The organism is Hyphomicrobium sp. (assembly GCF_009026145.1).
GTDB lineage: Bacteria > Pseudomonadota > Alphaproteobacteria > Rhizobiales > Hyphomicrobiaceae > Hyphomicrobium_A.
Window position 1 is genome coordinate 1 of record NZ_WBUE01000039.1, and the last position, 19,430, is coordinate 19,430.

General features: G+C 66.5%; 17 protein-coding genes and 1 other RNA gene. 13 read left to right on the plus strand and 5 right to left on the minus strand.

What is annotated here, in order from left to right:
- Nucleotides 1–197, plus strand: a 197-nt coding sequence (locus F9K20_RS19785) for a DUF6481 family protein (RefSeq protein ID WP_367238433.1), incomplete at its 5' end; no start/stop codon positions are given.
- Between the two features lie 562 nt (nucleotides 198–759).
- Here the strand turns inward: F9K20_RS19785 and F9K20_RS21390 are convergent.
- The 4 genes from F9K20_RS21390 to F9K20_RS19805 form a co-directional block, all read right to left on the minus strand.
- The gene (locus F9K20_RS21390) at nucleotides 760–1,659 is read right to left on the minus strand and encodes a TIR domain-containing protein (RefSeq protein WP_367115851.1); all 900 of its coding nucleotides are present in this window, start codon (nucleotides 1,657–1,659) and stop codon (nucleotides 760–762) included.
- On the minus strand, nucleotides 1,660–1,944 hold the full coding sequence (locus tag F9K20_RS19795; RefSeq protein ID WP_291006063.1) for a hypothetical protein: 285 nt from the start codon (nucleotides 1,942–1,944) through the stop codon (nucleotides 1,660–1,662). It lies immediately after the preceding gene.
- 135 nt (nucleotides 1,945–2,079) lie between these two features.
- Nucleotides 2,080–3,909 carry a phosphoenolpyruvate carboxykinase (GTP) gene (locus F9K20_RS19800; protein WP_291006066.1) on the minus strand — a complete coding sequence of 610 codons (1,830 nt, stop codon included), beginning with the start codon at nucleotides 3,907–3,909 and terminating at the stop codon, nucleotides 2,080–2,082.
- A 113-nt stretch (nucleotides 3,910–4,022) separates the two neighbouring features.
- Entirely contained in the window at nucleotides 4,023–5,888 is a 1,866-nt protein-coding gene (locus tag F9K20_RS19805; protein WP_291006069.1) for a lipase maturation factor family protein, read from the minus strand.
- A gap of 95 nt (nucleotides 5,889–5,983) precedes the next feature.
- Here F9K20_RS19805 and rnpB point away from each other — a divergent pair.
- Nucleotides 5,984–6,398: RNase P RNA component class A (rnpB, locus tag F9K20_RS19810), an RNA gene on the plus strand.
- Between the two features lie 185 nt (nucleotides 6,399–6,583).
- Nucleotides 6,584–6,901: a hypothetical protein gene (locus F9K20_RS19815; RefSeq protein ID WP_291006072.1), complete on the plus strand. Its 318-nt coding sequence runs from the start codon at nucleotides 6,584–6,586 to the stop codon at nucleotides 6,899–6,901.
- 1 nt (nucleotide 6,902) lies between these two features.
- On the opposite strand, the gene F9K20_RS19820 is transcribed toward F9K20_RS19815, so the two are convergent.
- The gene (locus F9K20_RS19820) at nucleotides 6,903–7,322 is read right to left on the minus strand and encodes a diacylglycerol kinase (RefSeq protein WP_291006125.1); all 420 of its coding nucleotides are present in this window, start codon (nucleotides 7,320–7,322) and stop codon (nucleotides 6,903–6,905) included.
- A 359-nt stretch (nucleotides 7,323–7,681) separates the two neighbouring features.
- Here F9K20_RS19820 and F9K20_RS19825 point away from each other — a divergent pair, with 359 nt between their 5' ends.
- The 10 genes from F9K20_RS19825 (at nucleotide 7,682) to murG (ending at nucleotide 19,361) form a co-directional block, all read left to right on the plus strand.
- A complete protein-coding gene (locus F9K20_RS19825) occupies nucleotides 7,682–8,191 on the plus strand; it encodes a division/cell wall cluster transcriptional repressor MraZ (RefSeq protein WP_291006075.1) in 510 nt (169 codons plus the stop codon).
- A complete protein-coding gene (gene rsmH / locus F9K20_RS19830; RefSeq protein ID WP_291006078.1) occupies nucleotides 8,188–9,216 on the plus strand; it encodes a 16S rRNA (cytosine(1402)-N(4))-methyltransferase RsmH in 1,029 nt (342 codons plus the stop codon). Before F9K20_RS19825 ends, rsmH begins: the two co-directional genes overlap by 4 nt.
- An 80-nt stretch (nucleotides 9,217–9,296) precedes the next feature.
- Complete coding sequence (locus F9K20_RS19835) at nucleotides 9,297–9,611, plus strand: septum formation initiator family protein (protein WP_291006080.1); 315 nt, start codon at nucleotides 9,297–9,299, stop codon at nucleotides 9,609–9,611.
- Between the two features lies 1 nt (nucleotide 9,612).
- A complete protein-coding gene (locus tag F9K20_RS19840; protein WP_291006083.1) occupies nucleotides 9,613–11,349 on the plus strand; it encodes a penicillin-binding protein 2 in 1,737 nt (578 codons plus the stop codon).
- Nucleotides 11,350–11,571: 222 nt separating this feature from the next.
- Entirely contained in the window at nucleotides 11,572–13,023 is a 1,452-nt protein-coding gene (locus F9K20_RS19845) for a UDP-N-acetylmuramoyl-L-alanyl-D-glutamate--2,6-diaminopimelate ligase (RefSeq protein WP_291006086.1), read from the plus strand.
- 3 nt (nucleotides 13,024–13,026) lie between these two features.
- Nucleotides 13,027–14,442 carry a UDP-N-acetylmuramoylalanyl-D-glutamyl-2,6-diaminopimelate--D-alanyl-D-alanine ligase gene (locus tag F9K20_RS19850; RefSeq protein ID WP_291006088.1) on the plus strand — a complete coding sequence of 472 codons (1,416 nt, stop codon included), beginning with the start codon at nucleotides 13,027–13,029 and terminating at the stop codon, nucleotides 14,440–14,442.
- A gap of 52 nt (nucleotides 14,443–14,494) precedes the next feature.
- Nucleotides 14,495–15,577, plus strand: coding sequence for a phospho-N-acetylmuramoyl-pentapeptide-transferase (gene mraY, locus F9K20_RS19855; protein WP_291006091.1), 1,083 nt, complete (start codon nucleotides 14,495–14,497; stop codon nucleotides 15,575–15,577).
- 75 nt (nucleotides 15,578–15,652) lie between these two features.
- Complete coding sequence (gene murD, locus F9K20_RS19860; protein ID WP_291006094.1) at nucleotides 15,653–17,071, plus strand: UDP-N-acetylmuramoyl-L-alanine--D-glutamate ligase; 1,419 nt, start codon at nucleotides 15,653–15,655, stop codon at nucleotides 17,069–17,071.
- Nucleotides 17,068–18,246 (plus strand): FtsW/RodA/SpoVE family cell cycle protein, encoded by a 1,179-nt coding sequence (locus tag F9K20_RS19865; protein WP_291006097.1) that lies wholly within the window; start codon nucleotides 17,068–17,070, stop codon nucleotides 18,244–18,246. The genes murD and F9K20_RS19865 overlap by 4 nt, the downstream gene beginning before the upstream one ends.
- A complete protein-coding gene (murG, locus tag F9K20_RS19870; protein WP_291006098.1) occupies nucleotides 18,243–19,361 on the plus strand; it encodes an undecaprenyldiphospho-muramoylpentapeptide beta-N-acetylglucosaminyltransferase in 1,119 nt (372 codons plus the stop codon). The genes F9K20_RS19865 and murG overlap by 4 nt, the downstream gene beginning before the upstream one ends.
- Nucleotides 19,362–19,430 lie beyond the last annotated feature (69 nt).

The following is a 19,430-nucleotide window of genomic DNA, read 5'->3' on the forward strand; positions in this document are numbered from 1 at the left end:
CCGCCGAACGTGCCGAGGCGCGCCGCGCCGAGCAGGAGCGCCAGGCCGCGCAGGCGGCCGCCGACGAATTGGCGGCCCGCGCCGAGCGCGAAGCCCGGCAGATACGTGAGGCCGAGGAGCAGACGGCGCTCGAGGCGCAGCGCAAGGCCGAGCGCGATGCGCGCTATGCCGCGCGCAAGGCCCGCAGGGCGGGCTGACGCCGCGTCTTGTGAACTGCCGAGTTGAGGCCGCGCGATTGTTTGCGCGGCCTTTGGCGTGCCCGGTGCCGACCGCGGCTCGACCCAGCACCTGCTCCGGCGCGGCAACGGGTACGATCTTGGCCTGCCGATGGGAGGACGATCCATGCGCTTCATGCCCGCCGTCGCGGCCGCAGCCGCGTTGCTCATGCCGGAGCTGACGCAGGCCGCCGACTACGCACCCATGAACTGCGCCAAAGCGGAGAGCGCCGCCGAGAAGACCATGTGCGGCAACTACGCGCTGGGGCAGCTCGAGGCGCGCATGGCGACGCTCTACGCGGTGGCAACCTCGCTCGTCGCCATGGGCCAGCGCGGCGACATGCTGGGCGCGCAGCGCGACTTCCTGCAGGAGCGCGAGAATTGCGGTAGCGATGTCGCCTGCCTCACGGCGAAATACGACGCGCGCATCGCCGAATTGAACGGCACCATCGCCGCCATAGCCGCCCGCGGCCCTTTCGAAAACTTCGAGGCCGCGCGGGTAACAGCATGCCCGTTAGTCTGTGGCGGTTCACCAAACGATCACTCAGCTAGCGAACTTGTTCCAATCGATTTGATGACCTGCGGCCGCCAGTTCCCTGCAAAGGCCCTGTTTCCATGCCCCAGCGGGATCCATAGATTGCCAAACCACACCGGCAAAGTCGCTGGGGATTTCAAGTTCGCCCCGTTTGAGCGTGCACACATTTTCACGACCAAGCCGGCCTATGAAATAGCCTAACTCAAGAAGGACATTCTGTCGTGCGCGAGGCTCTAGCTTCGCCCCATTACTGCGGCCTTCATCGTCGGGGGTGAGGAGGACAACAGCAAAGCTCACATCGCTGTGTGCCTCAACCTTTTCGATTATGGTCTGGCCGCGGTTGGCCTGTTCATGAAGGATTATTGCTTTGAATCCCATGCCCTCTAGGAAGCGGGCAACTGTCTCGCGAGCTTCGCCGTCATGGCCGTGCACGATGAAGATCTTATTAGAGCGCGCGCCCGTGAGCCTTGGCTGAACTTTCCCGTGGTTCATAACGTAAGTCTTATAGTCCCTGACGAAAGGAATGATGAGCTGTTGAGTGACTGCACGGATGTCGCCAATTATCTTCACACCTGAATAGAAATAGCTGTGGCCAAATTGGACCAGGTAGTCAGGATTGTCGGCGAACTTCTCGACAAGCAAGAGCGTGAGGCCAAGCGTTTGCTCGTGATCATCCGGCCATGCGAGCCTTGCGCTGCCGACCATGCTACCCCGCGTCTCAGCGCTCCTGGATAGAAAGGTCTGCAGGTCTAGGTCTTTGCTCAAGGTCTCATTCGCTGCCTTTAGTTCCGGATGTCGCAAGAGCCGGCCAAGGGACTTAAGGGGACGCTCGTATGACTGCAAGTTTGCACTCTGCAAGTCTATGACGGCGTTGTTTATTTGATCAAATATATCGACGAAGCTCGTCATCTATTGTTCTGTACCTTTGAGCCGCGCGGCCGCGGCTTTCTCAAGGATGCTCTGGCGGTACTGTTCTTTCATTCCTTGCACGATCGGGGCGATGATCGGATTCGACGCATATCTGCCGGCCCGCTCGTCAATAAGCGCTTCCACCTGTTGAATTGCCCTCTCGATACTACTCGGATCACTGGGATCAAAGTGGACCGTGCAAAGCTCGCCATCGAGGGCACTGAGTGCCTTCTGTGCGTCGTCGAGAGTTCTTGCAAGCTTGTCGAGGCCAGTGATCTTTATCATGGCCATTGCTCCATCGAATCACTTGGAGCGAGTTTAGATCGCAAAGTTTTTTGAGTGCAAATCGAGCTCGGAAAGCGTAAGGCCGCGCGGGGGAGCCGCGCGGCCTCTTGTGGTGCCCGGTGATTGTGAGCGCGCTCAGCCCAGCCGCTGCTCCAGCGCCGCGAGCTCGTCCGCCAAAGCCTTCGGCAGCTTCGCCCCGAAGGTGGCGAAGTGCTCGCGGATGAGCGGCAGCTCCGCCTTCCAGCCATCCTTGTCGACGCTCGTCAGCTCTTTGAGATCGGCGGGGTCGACCTTGACGTTGCTGGTGTCGAGCGCGCCGTCCGCCGGCAGCTTGCCGACCGGGGTGTCGACCGCCGCCGCCTTGCCGTCGCAGCGCTCGAAGATCCACTTGAGGACGCGGCTGTTGTCGGAATAGCCGGGCCACATGAACTTGCCGGCCGCGTTCTTACGGAACCAGTTCACGTAAAAGATCTTCGGCATCTTGGCGCCGCCCTTCTCGCCCATCTTCAGCCAATGGGCGAAGTAGTCGCCCATGTGGTAGCCGCAGAACGGCAGCATGGCCATCGGGTCGCGGCGCAAGTCGCCGATCTTGCCGGCGGCGGCGGCGGTCTTCTCCGAGGCCATGATGGAGCCGAGGAAGGTGCCGTGCGCCCAGTTGAGCGCCTCCATGACCAGCGGCACCACGGTCGCGCGGCGGCCGCCGAACAGGATGGCATCGATGGGCACGCCTTTCGGGTCCTCCCACTCCGGCGCGATCACCGGGCACTGTCCGGCCGGCGCCGTGAAGCGCGAGTTCGGGTGTGCGGCGGGGCGGCCCGAAGCCGGCGTCCACGAGCGGCGCAGCCAGTCGACGAGGTGCTCGGGCGCCTTCGCCGTCATGCCCTCCCACCACACGTCGCCGTCGTCGGTGAGGGCAACGTTGGAATAGATGATGTTGCTGCCCAGCGTCTTCATGGCGTTGAAGTTGGATTCGTTCGACGTGCCTGGGGCGACGCCGAAGAACCCGGTCTCCGGGTTGATGGCGTAGAGGCGGCCGTCCTCGCCGAACTTCATCCAGCAGATGTCGTCGCCGATCGTCTCCGCCTTCCACCCGGGAATGGTCGGCACCAGCATGGCGAGGTTGGTCTTGCCGCACGCCGACGGGAACGCCGCGGCGACGAACTTCACCTTCCCCTCGGGATTGGTGAGCTTCAAGATGAGCATGTGCTCGGCCATCCAGCCTTCATCGCGCGCCTTCACCGTGGCGATGCGCAGCGCGTGGCACTTCTTGCCCAAGAGCGCGTTGCCGCCGTAGCCGGAGCCATACGACCAGATCTCGCGCGTCTCGGGGAAGTGCGAGATGTACTTGGTCTTGTTGCACGGCCAGGGCACGTCGGCGGTGGTCGGGGTCGGCAGCGGGTAGCCGACGCTGTGCATGCCGCGCACGAAGTCGTCCGAGTTGCCGAGCGCCTTCCACACCTCCGCGCCGACGCGGGTCATGATGTGCATGTTGGCGACGGCGTAGGCGCTGTCGGTGACCATGACGCCGATGCCCGCGATGGGCGAGCCGATGGGGCCCATCGAGTAAGGCACCACGTACATGGTGCGCCCGGCCATGGCGCCGTCATACAGCTTGGTCAGCGTTGCCTTCATCTCCGCGGGGTCGAACCAGTTGTTGGTCGGGCCGGCGTCGTCCTTCGACTTGGAGCAGATGTAGGTCTGGTCCTCGACGCGGGCGACGTCGAGCGGGTCGGAGCGCACGAGGATGGAGTTGGGCCGCAGCTCCGGATCGAGGCGGATCGCCGTGCCGCCGTCGACCAGCGCCTTCACCAGCGCCTGATACTCCTCCGGCGAGCCGTCGCACCAGTAGATGCTCTCGGGCTTGAACAGTGCCTTCGCCTCGTCGACGAACGCCAGGACTTTCGAATTGGTGGTGGGGGCTTGACCGGACGCGGTCCCTCTGTTGATCGCGCTCTGTACGTTCATTTGTGGCGTTTCCTCGAAGCTCTTCGGGCTCAGCTTTCGGGTTTGACAGCTATCATCGAAAGGGAACGCGTTTCAAGCAATTGCGGTCCGCCGTGCGCGGCGATAGCTGCGGCTCATGGCAGCGCTGGCGCGGGGGACGCCGGAGAAATAACGCCCCCGGCGCTAGAGGGATCAGCCGCGCGCTGAACATCGGGCAGCGACACGGATGGGTAGTAGGTGCCGATGGGGCGCCGCTCCCACCATTGGCGGGCTGTGTCGTGCGAGCGCGCGTCGCTGAAGCGGTAATCATAGAGCTGGGCGCGAACGTACTTGGGCGGCTCGCCGGCAAGATGATCCTCGGAGAACAGCGCCAGCACGTGCGGGCTGCCCTCGAGCAGCCGCTGCAGCAGGCGCTCGATCCAGCGGTGCTGGCCGGCGCTGCCGTAGGCGGCAAACCACAGCTGCCAATCGAGGCGCGGCTGGTAGGGAATGTTCCACGCCGGCGCGCGCGCGACGGGTCCGGGCAGATAGGGAAGGGCGTACTCGCGCCACGTGCGATTGTCGCTCGAGCCCTCGAAGACGATGACCGGTCGCGTCGTCGTCGTGGTGGCGAAGAGGCCGTACGGATTGACGATGAGCAACGGTGCTAAGGCCTCGGTCATCGCGCCGGCGACGGGCAGGTTGCGGCCGGCGAGCGGTGCATAGACGAGGTTCAATCCCGCCGGCACCACGATGATCGCAGCGAGTGATGCCAGGGCCGTTGCAGGGCGCCCGGGGCGTGGCGCCAATGCTTCGACGGCGGCAGCGAAGCGCTCACCCATCAACGGGCGCAGCGCCTGGTCGTCGAACAGGAACAGGCACAGCAGCATGGTCAGCAGGTTGAACCAGTTATAGCTGCCGGTGAGCACGATCCCGAGCTGGAAGAGGATGACCAGCGCGGCGGCGAGCATGCGCGGCCGGCGCGGCATGAAAATGAGCACAACGGCAAAGAGCTCGATGATCAGCGCCGCGGCCGTTCCGGTGGCGAGCAGCCAGTGCGGCAGCTGCGCGGCGTACCAGGCAAGCGGCGAGGGCAACGGCTGGGTGAAGAAGTGATAGTCGAGCGCGGTGAGCTGCCGCCAGGTCGGATCGCCGGAGGCGAGCTTGACGAGCCCGGCGAGGAACAGGAAGCGGAACAGCAGGAAACGGTAGAGCCAGATGACGATGCGCGAGCCGCCGGTGAGGAAGATGGCGAGAAAGCCCACTTCGACCAGCAGCATGTCCCACTGAAAGCTCAGGAACAGCTGGCCAGCGTAGATGAACGACAGATAGAGAACGAACAATGCGACGAGCGCGGTGCGCTGCAGGAAACCGAAGGTGAGCAGCAGCGCGAAGCCGATGCCGGCGATGGCGCCAGTTATCAGCGCGGCGTCGCTTTGGTGCAGCCAGAACAGCGTCGGCAGGCGCCAGTAGGCGATCTGTCCCCAGCCCTCGCGCGCGGCGTCGAGGTATTCGCCGAGCGGCAGGATGCCGGCCTCCCCGACGAGGCCACGGATCTGCAGGGCGAGCGAGACGAAGGCGGCGAGATAGATGAAGCCGAGGCCGCGCAGGAACAGCCAGGAGACGAGGGCGTAGCGCTCCGGCTCGAGCGTGCGGCCCCACAGCGTGCGCGTAAGGCCCGCCAGCAAGCCGCGGCGGCGGGAGAGGAAGCTGTAGGCCCATTCGCTCAACGGCGCAAAGCCGGGCACGGTGCGATAGACCCACCACCACGCCCCGCGCGCCGGTGCATAGCTCAAGAGCCTGAAGGTCGCGGCAGCGCCCGAAGGAACTTGCCCGTCTGGCTCGATGAGCTGCACCGCGTGCTTGAAGTCTTCGATCGGGATTTCGGGGAGGTCTCCCGCCGCGTCCTGGTATGGTCGATAGACAACCGCATCCCCGGTGAGCCGGCGCCAATAGTCGACCCACGTGCGGCAGATGCCGCAGTCGCCGTCGTAAACGAAGGTCGGGCGCGAAGGCCGCATGTCGGACTTTCGAGGGGTCATATCGCCGGCACATTACGCCATGTCGGCGCTCGTCGCCCTTGACGCGGAGGGCCCGCGGGCCCTTATTCCATATGCCAGCTGGCCGGACGGCCGCTGCCGGATTGCGGGCGTCTGTGGCCCATCGAAGCAACGCCGGTGGAGGAAAGTCCGGGCTCCATGGAGACACGGTGACGGCTAACGGCCGCCGGGGGCGACCCCAGGGAAAGTGCCACAGAAAGCAAACCGCCGGGCTTTAAGCCAGGTAAGGGTGAAAGGGTGCGGTAAGAGCGCACCGCGCGGCCGGTGACGGACGCGGCAGGGCAAACCCCACCGGGAGCAAGACCAAATAGGGATGGCCGGGCGCGCTTCATAAGCGGCGCCAGGTCTCGTCTTCAGACCCGCCATCCGGGTTGGTTGCTCGAGGCGCTCAGCAATGGGCGTCCCAGACGAATGGCCGTCGCGGAGGCGCGAGCCTCCAGACAGAACCCGGCTTACAGGCCAGCTGGCAAATTCCTTCCCGAAATTAGCGGTTGCGGGCGCATGGCGAAGGACCAGGCCCCGCGACCGTAGCGTTTCCGGTCAGGCGCCAACCGCGTCTTAATTCTCGGCGTCTTATCGATTGATTTCGTTCGTAAATTTCAATTCCGCAGTAAGCAATCGCGCTTAGCTTTGCATGACGGCTGATGGAGGTCTTCATGCGTAAATTGCTTCTCGCTCTCGTTGGTGCCACGGCGGGCGTGGCGGCCCTCGGCGCCACCGCCGACGACGCTTCGGCGCGCGCCTATCGCTGGTATCGCGACTACGCTCCGCTCTACCCGCAGGTCTACTACGGGCCTCCGGTCGTCTACGTCGTGCCGCCGGCCTACGCGTACTATCCGCGCCCCGTGTACGGCGCCTGCTGCGGTTACGTGGTCGGGCCCGCTTACACCTACTATCCGCGCCCGGTCTATCTGCCGCGCCAGCGCTACGTGCGTCCGTACTACGTCGGCCGCCGCGCCCGCTGCTGCTACTAGGTCAGGCGCCAGCCATCGAGCCCTTTCCTCCTGCGACGAGCCAGTTCGGATTGAACCATCGATCCGCCGGCCCGTCGTAGGGGAGGCGCGTGATGTCCCAGTGGCGGATGAACTTGGCGTAGACGTCCCACACCGGCGGTCCACCGCCGATGTACACGACGCGCCCGGCGAACTTCGCCAGCGTCTCCTCTGGATGCATGTGCGAGCGCAGCTCGACGATGGTCATGAACTGACGCTCGTAGTCGGGGACGGCGCGCGCGGTAGCTGGCCCGGCGAGCAGGACGTGGCCGCGCGTCTTGTTGAAGAAGCTGGCGACGTCCTCCTTGTACTCCGGCCCCTGAAAGCCCTCCCACGGAAGGTGGCCGTTGAGGCCCAATTGGCCGGAAAGGCCGATGGCGCACATGGAGCGCACGTCAGGCATTCGCATCGTTGCAGATCTCGCTGGTTTCGGCCGGGCCGCTCGCGTCGCCCCGAGCAGGGCCATAGGCGCCGACACGCGGCCGCGCAAGGTGTCTCACGAGAGCTGGTCGGCAAGCCTCTGCAACCAAATCTCCCCACCAAAAAGCGTTAACAAACCATTGACGTCCATCTAATCCCATGCGATCCCATAGTGGCCCGACCGCACCGGGCAGGGTCCCGTGGCTGGGCGCCGGTCTTGATCGAGGGCTCGAGGCCCCGAGCGACCGCCACGGCCCCCCGGCCGGTGCATCGGCAAAGAGGCGAAGGGACACCTTCGGAGTGCGTTGATTTTCGAGTGGTGCGCGAGGCTGCGAAGAGGGGATGGACCGCTTTGTCTCGACATTCACAAACAAGCTCGATGCCAAAGGCCGGGTCTCAATCCCTGCGCCCTTCCGCGCCGTTCTCGAGCGCGACGGCTATGCGTCTGGAGGCGCCGGTGGCGTCTACTGCTACCCCGCGCTCGAAGCTCCGGCTCTCGATGCAGGCGGCGAGAGACTTGCAAAAAAGATCGACGGGCTTCTCGCGGGCCTGCCGGACTATTCGGACGAGCGCGACGAGCTGTCTGTCGCGCTCTACGGCGACGTCCAGGTGCTCACCATCGACGGCGACGGCCGCATCAGCCTTCCTGAAAGCCTTCGCGCGCACGCCGGCCTTTCGACCCAAGTCACTTTTGTCGGCCTTGGCGACAAGTTTCAGATGTGGAACCCCGAGCGCTTCGCCGAGCGGCGCGAGCGCGCGCGGGAAAAAGTCCAGCAGACACGCAAGCTCTTCGGCGCGGGGAGCCGTTTATCCTCAGAGGAGGATGACGGCAGCGAAGGAGCACGGGGATGACGGGGCGTGGCCGGCCAGGGGGAAAGCTCACTGAGCCCGGCCGTGCGCGCCACATCCCCGTGCTGCTCGCCGAGGTCATCGCCAGCCTCCGGCCGTTAGACGGCGCCACCTATATCGACGGCACATTCGGCGCGGGCGGCTATACGCGCGCCATTCTGGAAGCTGCGGACTGCCGCGTGCTGGCGCTCGACCGCGATCCGCGCGCCATCCTCGGCGGCAAGCCGCTCCTCGAGGAGTTCGCCGACCGCCTGACGGTCATCGAATCACGCTTCTCCGAACTGGATATCGTGGCGCGCGAGCAGGACGTAAGCGAAGTCGACGGCGTCGTGCTCGATATCGGCGTCTCGTCGATGCAGCTCGACGAGGCAGAGCGCGGATTCTCCTTTCAATCCGATGGACCGCTCGACATGCGCATGTCGGCGTCGGGGACGTCGGCGGCCGACGTCATCAATGAGATGGACGAGGAGGACTTGGCGCGCATCCTCTACGTGCTGGGCGAGGAGCGCCGCTCGCGCGCCATCGCGCGAGCGATCGTCAAGGCGCGGACCGTGGCGCCGATCACCACCACCCGCGTTCTCGCCGATCTCGTCTCGCGCGCTGTCGGCGGCCGGCGCGGTGACGACCACCACCCGGCGACGCGCACCTTTCAGGCGTTGCGCATCTACGTGAACGACGAGCTGGGTGAGCTGGCGCGGGGCCTGGCTGCCGCCGAGCGCTGCCTGAAGCCGGGCGGACGCTTGGTGGTCGTCACCTTCCACTCGCTCGAGGACCGCATCGTGAAGCGCTTCCTGCAGGAGCGGGCGGGCAAGGAATCCCGGGTTTCGCGGCACCTGCCCCCGCAATCGATAAAATTGCAAGTACCGAGTTTTGAGATTGTTAACCCGCGTCCGTTAACTCCTTCGAAAGAAGAACTCGAGGTAAACCCGCGCGCCAGATCGGCACGCTTGCGGGCGGCGGTGCGCACCGAAGCGCCGGCCTGGCCGCTCGACGAAGATGAGCTCGGGGTGCCCTCGGTCGGAGACTAGACCATGATCGCTTCGGACCCTTCCGTCCGAAGCGTGAATCATCGGTCTCGCCAAGAGCAGCGGACGCTGGAGGGGGCTCGATGCGGATCGTCATCCTGGGGGCGCTGATGCTGACCCTGGCCAGCGCTGTCGTGCTCTACTCGAGCAACTACGATACGCGGCAGCTCGAGGCACGCGTCGAGGAGCAGGAGCGCGCCATCGACAAGGCGCGCGGCGACATTGCCGTGCTCAAGGCGGAGCGCGCGCATCTCGGGCGACCCGAGCGCATCGAGCCTTTGGCGCGCGCGCTGGGGCTGGGGCCCGCATCCGAGCAGCAACTGGCCGCAACGCCGGAAGCGGCATTGGCGCGCGCGCAGGCCCCCAGCAGCGTGGCCTCCCAGAAGAAGGGGAATTGAGTTGGACGCGGCGCCGGCCAGCGCAGACGTGGAGCCCGGCGGACAGCCCGGCGAGGTCGAACGGGGCGCCGCCAACGGCCCGTTGCGCACGCTGATCGCCACGCTCGCCATGGCCGTCGCCTTCCTGGCCGTCGGCGCGCAGCTCGTGCGCCTCGCCATGTCGAGCCAGGGGGAACTGTCCGCGAGCCTCAACGAGACGGTGGCGCAAAGCTTCGCGCGCCCCGACATTGTCGACCGCAACGGGCGGCTGTTGGCGACCGACGTCGAGGCCTACTCGCTGTTCGCCGATCCGGCCCGCGTCATCGATCGCGACGAGGTGGTCGAGAAGCTTGGCGTCGTGTTTCCCGATCTCGACCGTACCGCGCTGCGCAAAGATCTGAGCGACCGCAGCCGCCGCTTCGTGTGGGTGCGCCGTGGCCTGGCTCCGCGCACGGCGCAGGCCGTCCACAATCTCGGCCTTCCGGGGCTGGACTTCCGCCGCGAGCTGCGCCGCGCCTACCCGGGAGGCAAGCTGGCCGGCCACGTGCTCGGCTACGTCAACATCGATAACAAGGGCGTCGCCGGCATCGAGCGCTACGTCGACGAGGTGGTCGGCGTCGAATCCGTGCAAGGCGCGACGCTGGCCGAGCGACCGCCGGTGCGTCTGTCCCTCGACATCGGCGTGCAGCACGCCATGGAAGCGGAGCTCGCCGGCGCCGTCGATCGCTATCAGGCGAAGGGTGCCGCAGGCATCGTGCTCGACGTGACGACGGGCGAGTTGCTGGCCTCAGCCTCGCTGCCGGCCGTCGATCCCGCACGCCCGAACATGAGCCTGGAGCCTGAGCGCCTCGACAAGGTCGCCGGCAGCACGTTCGAGCTCGGCTCGGTGTTTAAGACCCTGACGCTAGCGATGGCGATCGATCGAGCGCTGGCCTCGCCCGAGACGATCATCGATGTGCGCAACGAGCTGAAGTCCGGCGGCTTCACCATCAAGGACCTGCACCCGCTGCGCCGACCGCTCACCGTGGCCGAGATCTTCCTGCATTCCTCGAACGTCGGCGCCGCGATGCTGGCACTGCAGGCCGGCCCGCAGCGCTTCGAGGAATTTCTGCGCCACATGCAGTTGCTCGACAGCATGAAGACCGAGGCAGGCAGCGTCGCTGCTCCACAGCTGCCGCCGCGCTGGGGCGAGGTCGAGACGATAACCGCATCCTACGGCCACGGCATCGCCATGGCGCCGCTGCAGTTCGCCGCCGCTGCTAGCGCCATCGTCAACGGCGGCCGCAAGGTGATTCCGACGTTCGTCAAGCCTGCTGCCGATGCGGGCGTGGCGGAGATCCCGCTCATCAGCGCCGCGACAAGCGAGAAGATGCGCGTCCTGCTGCGGCGCAACGTCGCCGAAGCGGCCGGCACCGGCAAGCGCGCCGAGGTGCCCGGCTACCTCGTCGGCGGCAAGACCGGAACGGCCGAGATACCGGGCGCCGGTGGCTATCGCGAGAAAGCTGTGATCTCCTCGTTCCTTGCGGCTTTCCCCATGGACAAGCCACGCTATCTCGTCTTCGTGCTTCTGTTCGAGCCGAAGGCGACAAAGGATACCGCCGGGGAGGTGCTGGCGTCGCGCAACGCCGCGCCGACGGTGGCCCGCGTGATATCGCGCATCGGGCCATTGCTCGGCATGCTTCCCACGCAGGCGACCGCGCCGGGCGCATCGGGGCTGGCGTTTGACGCTTCCTCGCCCGCAAAATATGAAGCTCGGTGACGCCCGTTCGTCGAGGCCTCAATCGAGGCGTTGAGTTCCACACAGCACCAGTGTGATGATCGAAAAGTCCGCCACATCATCCGCAGCTGGGTAGAGGAGCGGACTTTTCGATCTCAATCACACTGGCTCATTAAATTAGCCTAGTGTCCTTCAGATCGCGAAATTCGTTCTACATCTGCGGCACGAGGCGACGAATTTCGCGATCAGGACACTAGGAGAAACATGCTCCTCTCCTCGCTCATCGGGGCCGACGCTAGCGCTCCGGCTGGTTCCGGAAACGTGGAAGTCGCCGGCATCACATCCGACAGCCGCAAAGTGCGCCCGGGCTTCGTGTTCGCGGCCCTTGCCGGCAGCAAGACCGACGGCGCGCGCTTCATCAGCGACGCCGTCGCCAAAGGGGCGGTTGCCGTGCTCGCCGGCCAGGAAGCGGAGGTGAGCGGCGCCGGTGACGTGCCGGTGCTGCGAGCCGACGAGCCGCGCCGCGTGCTGGCTCTCATGGCGGCACGCTTCTATGGGCTGCAGCAGCCGCAGACGGCAGTCGCCGTAACAGGCACCAGCGGCAAGACTTCGGTGGCCGACTTCACGCGGCAGATCTACGCCGCGCTCGGCCACAACAGCGCCTCGCTCGGCACCATCGGCTTGATCAAGGGCGATACAGCCGTCTACGGCTCGCTGACCACGCCGGATCCCGTGTTGCTGCATAAGACGCTGGCCGAGCTCGCCGCCGAAGGCGTCACGCATCTCGCCTTCGAGGCCTCCTCACACGGCCTCGACCAGCATCGTCTCGACGGCGTGCTGCTCAAGGCCGCCGCCTTCACCAACCTGGGGCGCGATCACCTCGACTATCATCCGACCGTCGAGTCTTATCTCGCCGCCAAGCTGCGCTTGTTCACGGAGCTGCTGCCGGAGGGCGGCACGGCCGTGATCAATTCTGATGCTGACGGAGCGCAGCGCGCTATCGAGATGGCGGAGGACGCCGGGCGCCGCGTCTTCACGGTCGGCCGCACCGGCGAGGGCCTCAAGCTCGAGCGTCTGGTGCGCGAGGGCTTCGCGCAGCGCATGTCGGTCGCCCACGAGGGGCGCGTGTTCGATATTCGCCTGCCGCTGCTCGGCGAGTACCAGGCGTCGAACGCGCTCATCGCCGCCGGGCTTGCCATCGCCACGGGCGAGGTCGCTGGCCGCGTGCTGCCAGCGCTGCAGGGTCTCAAAGGCGTCAAAGGGCGGCTGGAGATTATCGGCGAGGTGCGCGGCGGTCTTGCCGTCGTCGACTACGCGCACAAGCCGGAGGCGCTTGCCGCGGTGCTCGACGCGCTGCGGCCGTTCGCGACCGGCAAGCTGATCTGCGTCATGGGCTGCGGCGGTGACCGCGACAAGGGCAAGCGGCCGATCATGGGCGCCATTGCCGTCGAGAAGGCGGACGTGGTCATTGTCACCGACGATAACCCGCGCACCGAAAAGCCGGAGGCGATCCGCGCCGAAATCCTGCGCGCCGCCCCCGGGGCGCAGGAAATCGGCGACCGCGCCGAGGCTATAGCCGCCGGCGTCGCCATGCTGGGGACGGGCGACGTGCTGGTCGTCGCCGGCAAAGGTCACGAAACCGGGCAGATCGTCGGCGACAAGGTGCTCCCGTTCTCGGACCACGACGAGGTCCGCAAAGCATTGGAGCGCGGCTGAGGCATGACCGGGGCGTTGTGGACGTGGGACAATCTCGTGCCGGCCGCCATCGGCGCCGCCGACGGAGCACCCGTCGTTCCCATCACGGGGTTCTCCATCGATACGCGCTCGCTGCAGCCGGGCGAGGTGTTCGTGGCGCTGCGCGACGTGCGCGACGGGCACGACTTCGTGCTCGAGGCATTTCGCAAGGGCGCCGCCGCGGCGCTGGTGTCCGCGGAGTATGAGCGCAAGGCGGGCGACGGCGCGCTTCTGCGCGTGCGCGACACCCTCGAAGGCCTGCGCAACATCGCCGCCGCCGCGCGGCGGCGCTCGCAAGCGCGCATCGTCGCCGTGACAGGTAGCGTCGGCAAGACCGGCACCAAGGAGGCGCTGCGCAATTGTCTGTCGCGTCTGGCGGCCACGCACGCCGCCGAGAAATCCTTCAACAATCATTGGGGCGTGCCGCTGACGTTGGCGCGCATGCCGGCGGACGTGCGCTACGGCGTGTTCGAGATCGGCATGAACCACGCGGGGGAGATCACGCCGCTCACCGCGCTGGTTCGCCCGCACGTTGCCATCGTGACCACGGTCGAGCCGGTGCATCTGGAGTTCTTTGGCACGGTCGAGAAGATTGCTGAGGCGAAGGCCGAGATCTTCGCCGGTCTGGAGCCGGGCGGGGTCGCCGTCCTCAACCGCGACAATGCACAATTCGACCTGCTCGCACGGGCAGCCGGGGTGCACGGCGCTCGCATCATTTCCTTCGGACGCCATGAAAACGCCGACGTCCGCCCCGAAGTGTTCGCGCTCAATGCCGACGGGTCGGACATCGCCGTGCGCATCGGCGGGCGGCGTATCGCCTACCGCGTCGGCGCACCGGGGGCGCACCTTGCGCAGAATTCGCTTGCCGTCGTCGCTGCGCTCGATGCGCTGGGCGCCGATGTGGAGAAGGCAGTGCCGGCGCTGGCCGAGATGCGCGCTGCAAAGGGCCGCGGCGCGCGGCGCGAGATCGGCCTTTCCGGCGGCTCGGCGCTGCTCATCGACGAAAGCTACAACGCCAATCCCGCCTCCATGCGCTCGGCGCTGGCCGCCATGGCGACGGTACCGCGGACGCGCTTTTCTCGCCGCATCGCTGTGCTAGGTGACATGCTGGAGCTGGGCGCGCAGTCGGGCGACTTGCATGCGGCGCTCAACGAACCGGTTGACGCGGCGCAAGTCGATCTGGTCTTTGCCTGTGGTCCCAACATGCGGCGGCTATTCGAGGCGCTGCCGGCGGCGCGCCGCGGGGCGTGGGCGCCAACTTCGGAGGGGATCGCCGGGGCGCTGGCGGAGACCGTGCGGGCGGGCGATGTGGTGATGATCAAGGGCTCGCTGGGGTCGCACATGGCGCCGCTCATCGATGCGCTGATTGCCAAGGGCGAAAGGGAGTGCGCCCGGGTCTAGGGGATGGCGACCTTGCGGCGCGGGAGATGGCAGATGCCGTTCGGAGAGTTGAATGCTGTATGAACTCGTGAGCTTCAGCGACCAAATCGGGGTGCTGAACGTCTTCCGTTACATCACTTTCCGCACCGGCGGCGCCATCTTCACCGCGCTCCTGTTCGTCATGCTGTTTGGCCCTGGCATCATCGATCTCTTGCGCGTCAAGCAGGGCAAGGGCCAACCCATCCGCGACGACGGCCCCAAGTCGCATCTCTCCAAGGTCGGCACGCCGACCATGGGCGGCCTCATGATCATCGCCGGCGTCACAGTCTCGACGCTGCTGTGGGCGAACCTCGCCAACCCCTATATCTGGATCGTGCTCGGCGTGACGCTCGGCTACGGCGCCATCGGCTTCTATGACGACTATCTGAAGGTGACGCGGCGCACGTCCTCGGGCTTTTCGAGCCGCATGCGGCTCGGCCTCGAGCTGCTCATCGCCGCCGTCGCCACCGGTTTCGTCATGTATCTGGGGCCGCCGGAAATCAGCCAGGTTCTGACCCTGCCGTTTTTCAAGAACGTCGTGCTCGATCTGGGCCTGTTCTTCGTCCTTGTCGGCGTGTTCGTCATCGCCGGCGCCGGCAACGCAGTGAACCTCACCGACGGCCTCGACGGTCTCGCCATCGTGCCGGTGATGATTGCCGCCGCCACCTTTGGGCTCATTGCCTACCTCATCGGCAACGCCAAGTTCGCACAGTACCTGCAGATCCACTACGTGGCCGGTACCGGCGAGCTGGCCGTCATCTGCGGTGCGCTGATCGGCGCCGGCCTCGGCTTCTTGTGGTTCAACGCTCCGCCGGCCATGATCTTCATGGGCGACACCGGCTCGCTCGCCCTGGGCGGTGCCCTGGGCGCCATCGCGGTGGCCACCAAGCACGAGATCGTGCTGGCCATCGTCGGTGGCCTGTTCGTGCTCGAGACCTTGTCGGTGATCATCCAGGTCGCCTCCTACAAGGCGACGGGAAAACGCGTGTTCCGTATGGCGCCGTTGCATCACCACTACGAGCAGCAGGGCTGGCAGGAATCGACCGTCGTCGTGCGCTTCTGGATCATCTCGGTGATCCTGGCGCTGGTCGGCCTAGCCACACTTAAACTGCGCTGACCCCGCCTCGCACGCTAGCCTTCCCGAGGTGGCGGACTTTGGAATCACCACACTAGCTGCGTTAGATTTCCGCGTATGATTCGCATCACAACGTTGGCGGGCAAGCGGGTGGCCGTGTTCGGGCTCGGGGCCTCCGGCATCGCCACCGCCAAGGCCCTCGTTGCCGGCGGCGCCAACGTCGTCGCCAGCGACGACAGCGCCGCCAGCATCAAGGCTGCCGCCGAGGCCGGCCTCAAGACCGCCGATCTCAAGGACGCCAACTGGGCGGTGTTCTCTTCTCTGGTGCTGGCACCTGGCGTACCGCTGACGCATCCCACGCCGCACTGGGCGGTGCGCGCGGCGCGGCTCGCTGGCGTCGAAGTCATCGGCGACCTCGAGCTTCTCTTGCGCGAGCGGCGCCAGCAACCGTTCGACGTGCCGCTCATCGCCGTCACCGGCACCAACGGCAAGTCGACGACGACGGCCCTCACCGCGCACCTCCTGCGCGAGGCCGGGCGCGACACGCAAGTGGGCGGCAACATCGGCACCGCCATGCTGTCGCTCGCCGAATTCAAGCCCGAGCGCCACTACGTCATCGAGTGCTCGTCGTATCAGATCGATCTGGCTCCCAGCCTCGATGCCTCGGTCGGCGTGCTGCTCAATGTGACTCCCGATCACCTCGACCGCCACGGCACGATCGAGAACTATGCGGCGGTGAAGGCGCGCCTGCCGCAGGGCGCAACCAAGGCCGTCGTCGGGGTCGATGACGTCTATTGCCGGGCGATCGCTGCGGACCTCATCCGGGCAAAGGGCGCCGCAGCGGTAAAGCGCATATCGGGGCGCGCTGGCGCCGATTGCGACGTCGGCGTCGAAGGAACCCGCATCGTGCTCCGCCGCGAAGGGGGCCGCAACATCGAGATCGCCGACCTTGCCGGCATCGGCTCCTTGCGCGGGGCGCACAACGCCGAGAACGCCTGCGCGGCGGCGGCCGCATTGCTGTCGCTGCCGCAGCCGCTCGCCGCACCCGAGATCGCGCGCGGCCTCGAGAGCTTTCCGGGCCTTGCCCACCGCATGGAGGAGTTGGGGCGCCAGGGACGCACGCTGTTCGTCAACGACTCGAAGGCGACGAATGCGGACTCGACGGAAAAGGCCCTCGTGTCCTTCCCCGGCCATATCTACTGGATCCTCGGCGGTAAGCCGAAGGCGGGCGGGATTGCCAGTCTCACGCAGCATTTCGGCCGCATCGCCAAGGCGTACTTGATCGGCGAGGCGACGGAGGAGTTCGCGGCCACCCTCGACGGCCGCGTGACCTTCGAGCGCTGCGGAACGCTCGATGCAGCCACAGTGGCCGCCGCGCGCGATGCCGCCTCGGCGAACGGATCCGAGCCGGTCGTGCTTCTTTCCCCCGCCTGCGCGTCGTTCGATCAATTCCGCAATTTCGAGGTGCGCGGTGACGCCTTCCGCGCGCTGGTCGCAGCGCTCCCTGGCATCGAGATGAAGCGGGGCGCGTCATGAGGCTGTCGCGCGCCGACCGCAGCCGCGTCGCCGACTGGTGGTTCACCGTCGATCACGTGCTCGTCGGCGCCATCCTCGCGCTCATCGGCGCCGGGCTCGTGCTGTCGCTAGCGGCGAGCCCCGCCGTCGCCATCCGCAAGGGCCTGCCGACCTACTATTTCGTCGAGCGGCACCTCTTCTTCTCCGCCCTCGGCGTGCTGATCATGCTGATCGTGTCGCTGTTTTCGCCGCACGGCGTTCGGCGTCTGGCGCTCGTGTTGTTTGCGGTATCCATGCTAGGCCTCGTCGCCGTGCAGTTCACCGGCCCCGAAATCCACGGGGCACGGCGCTGGCTATCGATGGCCGGGCATTCGATCCAGCCGTCGGAGTTTGCCAAGCCGGGGTTCGTGGTGCTGTCGGCCTGGTTGTTCGCCGAGAGCCAGAGGCGTGCCGACATGCCGGCGCTGCCGCTCGCCATTCTGCTGGCCGCCTGCTTCATGGGCCTCTTGATTGCGCAACCCGACGTTGGGCAGACGCTGCTCGTCAGCGCCGTTTGGGGAACGCTCTACTATCTCTCGGGGCAGGCGCTGCTCGGCGCCGGCATCATCGCCGTGTGCGGCGCCATGGGGCTGGCCTTCGCCTACTCCTCGTTCGATCACGTGCGCTGGCGCATCGACAAGTTCTTCGCCCCGACGCCGGGCGACAACTCGCAGCTCGACCGCGCGATGAAGTCGTTCTCCGAAGGCGGCTTCCTCGGTCGCGGCCCCGGCGAAGGCACGATCAAAACGGCGCTACCCGACGCCCACACCGATTTCATCTTCGCCGTCGTCGCCGAGGAGTACGGCGTCATTGCCTGCCTCGTGCTGCTCGGGCTGTTCGCCTTCATCGTCATGCGCGCGCTCATCGCCGCGGCGCAGGAGAAGGATGCCCCGACGCGGTTGTCGATCCAGGGGTTGGCGCTGCTGTTTGGCCTGCAGGCGCTGATCAACATGGGCGTCAACGTGGGGCTGCTGCCGGCCAAGGGCATCACGCTGCCGTTCGTTTCCGCCGGCGGCTCCTCCATGCTCGCCGTGTCGATCACGCTCGGCATGCTCTTGGCGCTGACGCGACACCGGCCGCACGTGGCGCGCCTCAGAAAGCCCCCATTGCTCACTGACGTTGTCGGCCTGCAGCCGACGGGACCGGTGCAAAAGTGACGAAGCAGACAGTATCGGTTCTCCTGGCCGCCGGCGGCACGGGCGGACACTTGTTTCCTGCCCAGGCGTTGGCCGAGGAGCTGGCGCGGCGCGGTGTCGCCGTCGACCTTGCCACCGACATGCGCGGCGATCGCTACGGCACCGGGTTTCCGGCCCGCGCCGTCCATCGGCTTCCCTCGGCGACCCTTGGCTCAAAATCGCCCCTCGCCATGGCGCGCACCGCGATGTTGCTGTCGCGCGGCCTCATCGCCTCGTTCAAGCTCTTGGGTGAGCTCAAGCCGAAGGTCGTCGTCGGCTTCGGCGGCTATCCGACCTTCCCGCCGCTCAAGGCGGCGCAGCTGCGGGGCATACCGACCCTGCTACACGAGCAGAACGCCGTGCTCGGGCGTGCCAACCGCATGCTGGCGAAGGGTGTCACAGGCATCGCGACATCGTTTGCGGCGACGAAATACCTGTCGCCGGACCTCGCCGTTAAGGCCCGGCTGACCGGCAACCCGGTACGTACGGCCGTCATCGAGGCCTCGCGACGCCCCTACTGGAAGCCGCAGTCGAATGGCCGCCTCGCTCTGTTGGTGTTCGGCGGCAGCCAGGGCGCCCGCTTCTTTTCCGAGGCGGTGCCGCCGGCGCTTGCCCTGTTGCCGATGGAGATGCGCCATCGTCTCGATGTCGTGCAGCAGGCCCGCGCCGAGGATGCCGAGACCGTTTCCGCCGCCTACCGGGCGAGCGGCATCACTGCCGAGGTGTCGCACTTCTTCGCCGATCTGCCCGAGCGCATGGCCAAAGCGCAGCTGGTTGTCGCCCGCTCAGGGGCCTCGACGGTCGCCGAGTTGACCGTAATCGGGCGCCCTTCGATCCTCGTGCCGTTGCCGCACGCGCTCGACAATGATCAGCTGCAAAACGCCTCCAGGCTTGCCGAATCGGGTGCGGCTTGGTGTATCGAACAGAAGGATTTGTCGCCGCAGCGCCTTGCGCAGGACATCGGTAGGTTGTTGGGTGATCCGGAGGCGTTGGCGGCGGCGGCCGACGGCGCCAAAAAGCTCGGCCGGCCGGACGCGGTGGGGCGTCTCGCCGATCTGACCGAGGAGCTGATGCGAGCGGGACGAGTGGGCGGTTGAAGGGCAGGGGCAGCCGCCGCCATAAGCGAGCCACGAAGCTGGCATTGGTCGGCGAGAAGGGACGAGGGA

Excerpts from the sequence above, each read along its gene's own strand:
- F9K20_RS21390 (WP_367115851.1), bottom strand. The coding sequence starts at position 1,659 with ATGACGAGCTTCGTCGATATATTTGATCAAATAAACAACGCCGTCATA.
- F9K20_RS19795 (WP_291006063.1), bottom strand. The coding sequence starts at position 1,944 with ATGATAAAGATCACTGGCCTCGACAAGCTTGCAAGAACTCTCGACGAC.
- F9K20_RS19800 (WP_291006066.1), bottom strand. The coding sequence starts at position 3,909 with ATGAACGTACAGAGCGCGATCAACAGAGGGACCGCGTCCGGTCAAGCC.
- F9K20_RS19805 (WP_291006069.1), bottom strand. The coding sequence starts at position 5,888 with ATGCGGCCTTCGCGCCCGACCTTCGTTTACGACGGCGACTGCGGCATC.
- F9K20_RS19815 (WP_291006072.1), top strand. The coding sequence starts at position 6,584 with ATGCGTAAATTGCTTCTCGCTCTCGTTGGTGCCACGGCGGGCGTGGCG.
- F9K20_RS19820 (WP_291006125.1), bottom strand. The coding sequence starts at position 7,322 with ATGCCTGACGTGCGCTCCATGTGCGCCATCGGCCTTTCCGGCCAATTG.
- F9K20_RS19825 (WP_291006075.1), top strand. The coding sequence starts at position 7,682 with ATGGACCGCTTTGTCTCGACATTCACAAACAAGCTCGATGCCAAAGGC.
- rsmH (WP_291006078.1), top strand. The coding sequence starts at position 8,188 with ATGACGGGGCGTGGCCGGCCAGGGGGAAAGCTCACTGAGCCCGGCCGT.
- F9K20_RS19835 (WP_291006080.1), top strand. The coding sequence starts at position 9,297 with ATGCGGATCGTCATCCTGGGGGCGCTGATGCTGACCCTGGCCAGCGCT.
- F9K20_RS19845 (WP_291006086.1), top strand. The coding sequence starts at position 11,572 with ATGCTCCTCTCCTCGCTCATCGGGGCCGACGCTAGCGCTCCGGCTGGT.
- F9K20_RS19850 (WP_291006088.1), top strand. The coding sequence starts at position 13,027 with ATGACCGGGGCGTTGTGGACGTGGGACAATCTCGTGCCGGCCGCCATC.
- mraY (WP_291006091.1), top strand. The coding sequence starts at position 14,495 with ATGCTGTATGAACTCGTGAGCTTCAGCGACCAAATCGGGGTGCTGAAC.
- murD (WP_291006094.1), top strand. The coding sequence starts at position 15,653 with ATGATTCGCATCACAACGTTGGCGGGCAAGCGGGTGGCCGTGTTCGGG.
- F9K20_RS19865 (WP_291006097.1), top strand. The coding sequence starts at position 17,068 with ATGAGGCTGTCGCGCGCCGACCGCAGCCGCGTCGCCGACTGGTGGTTC.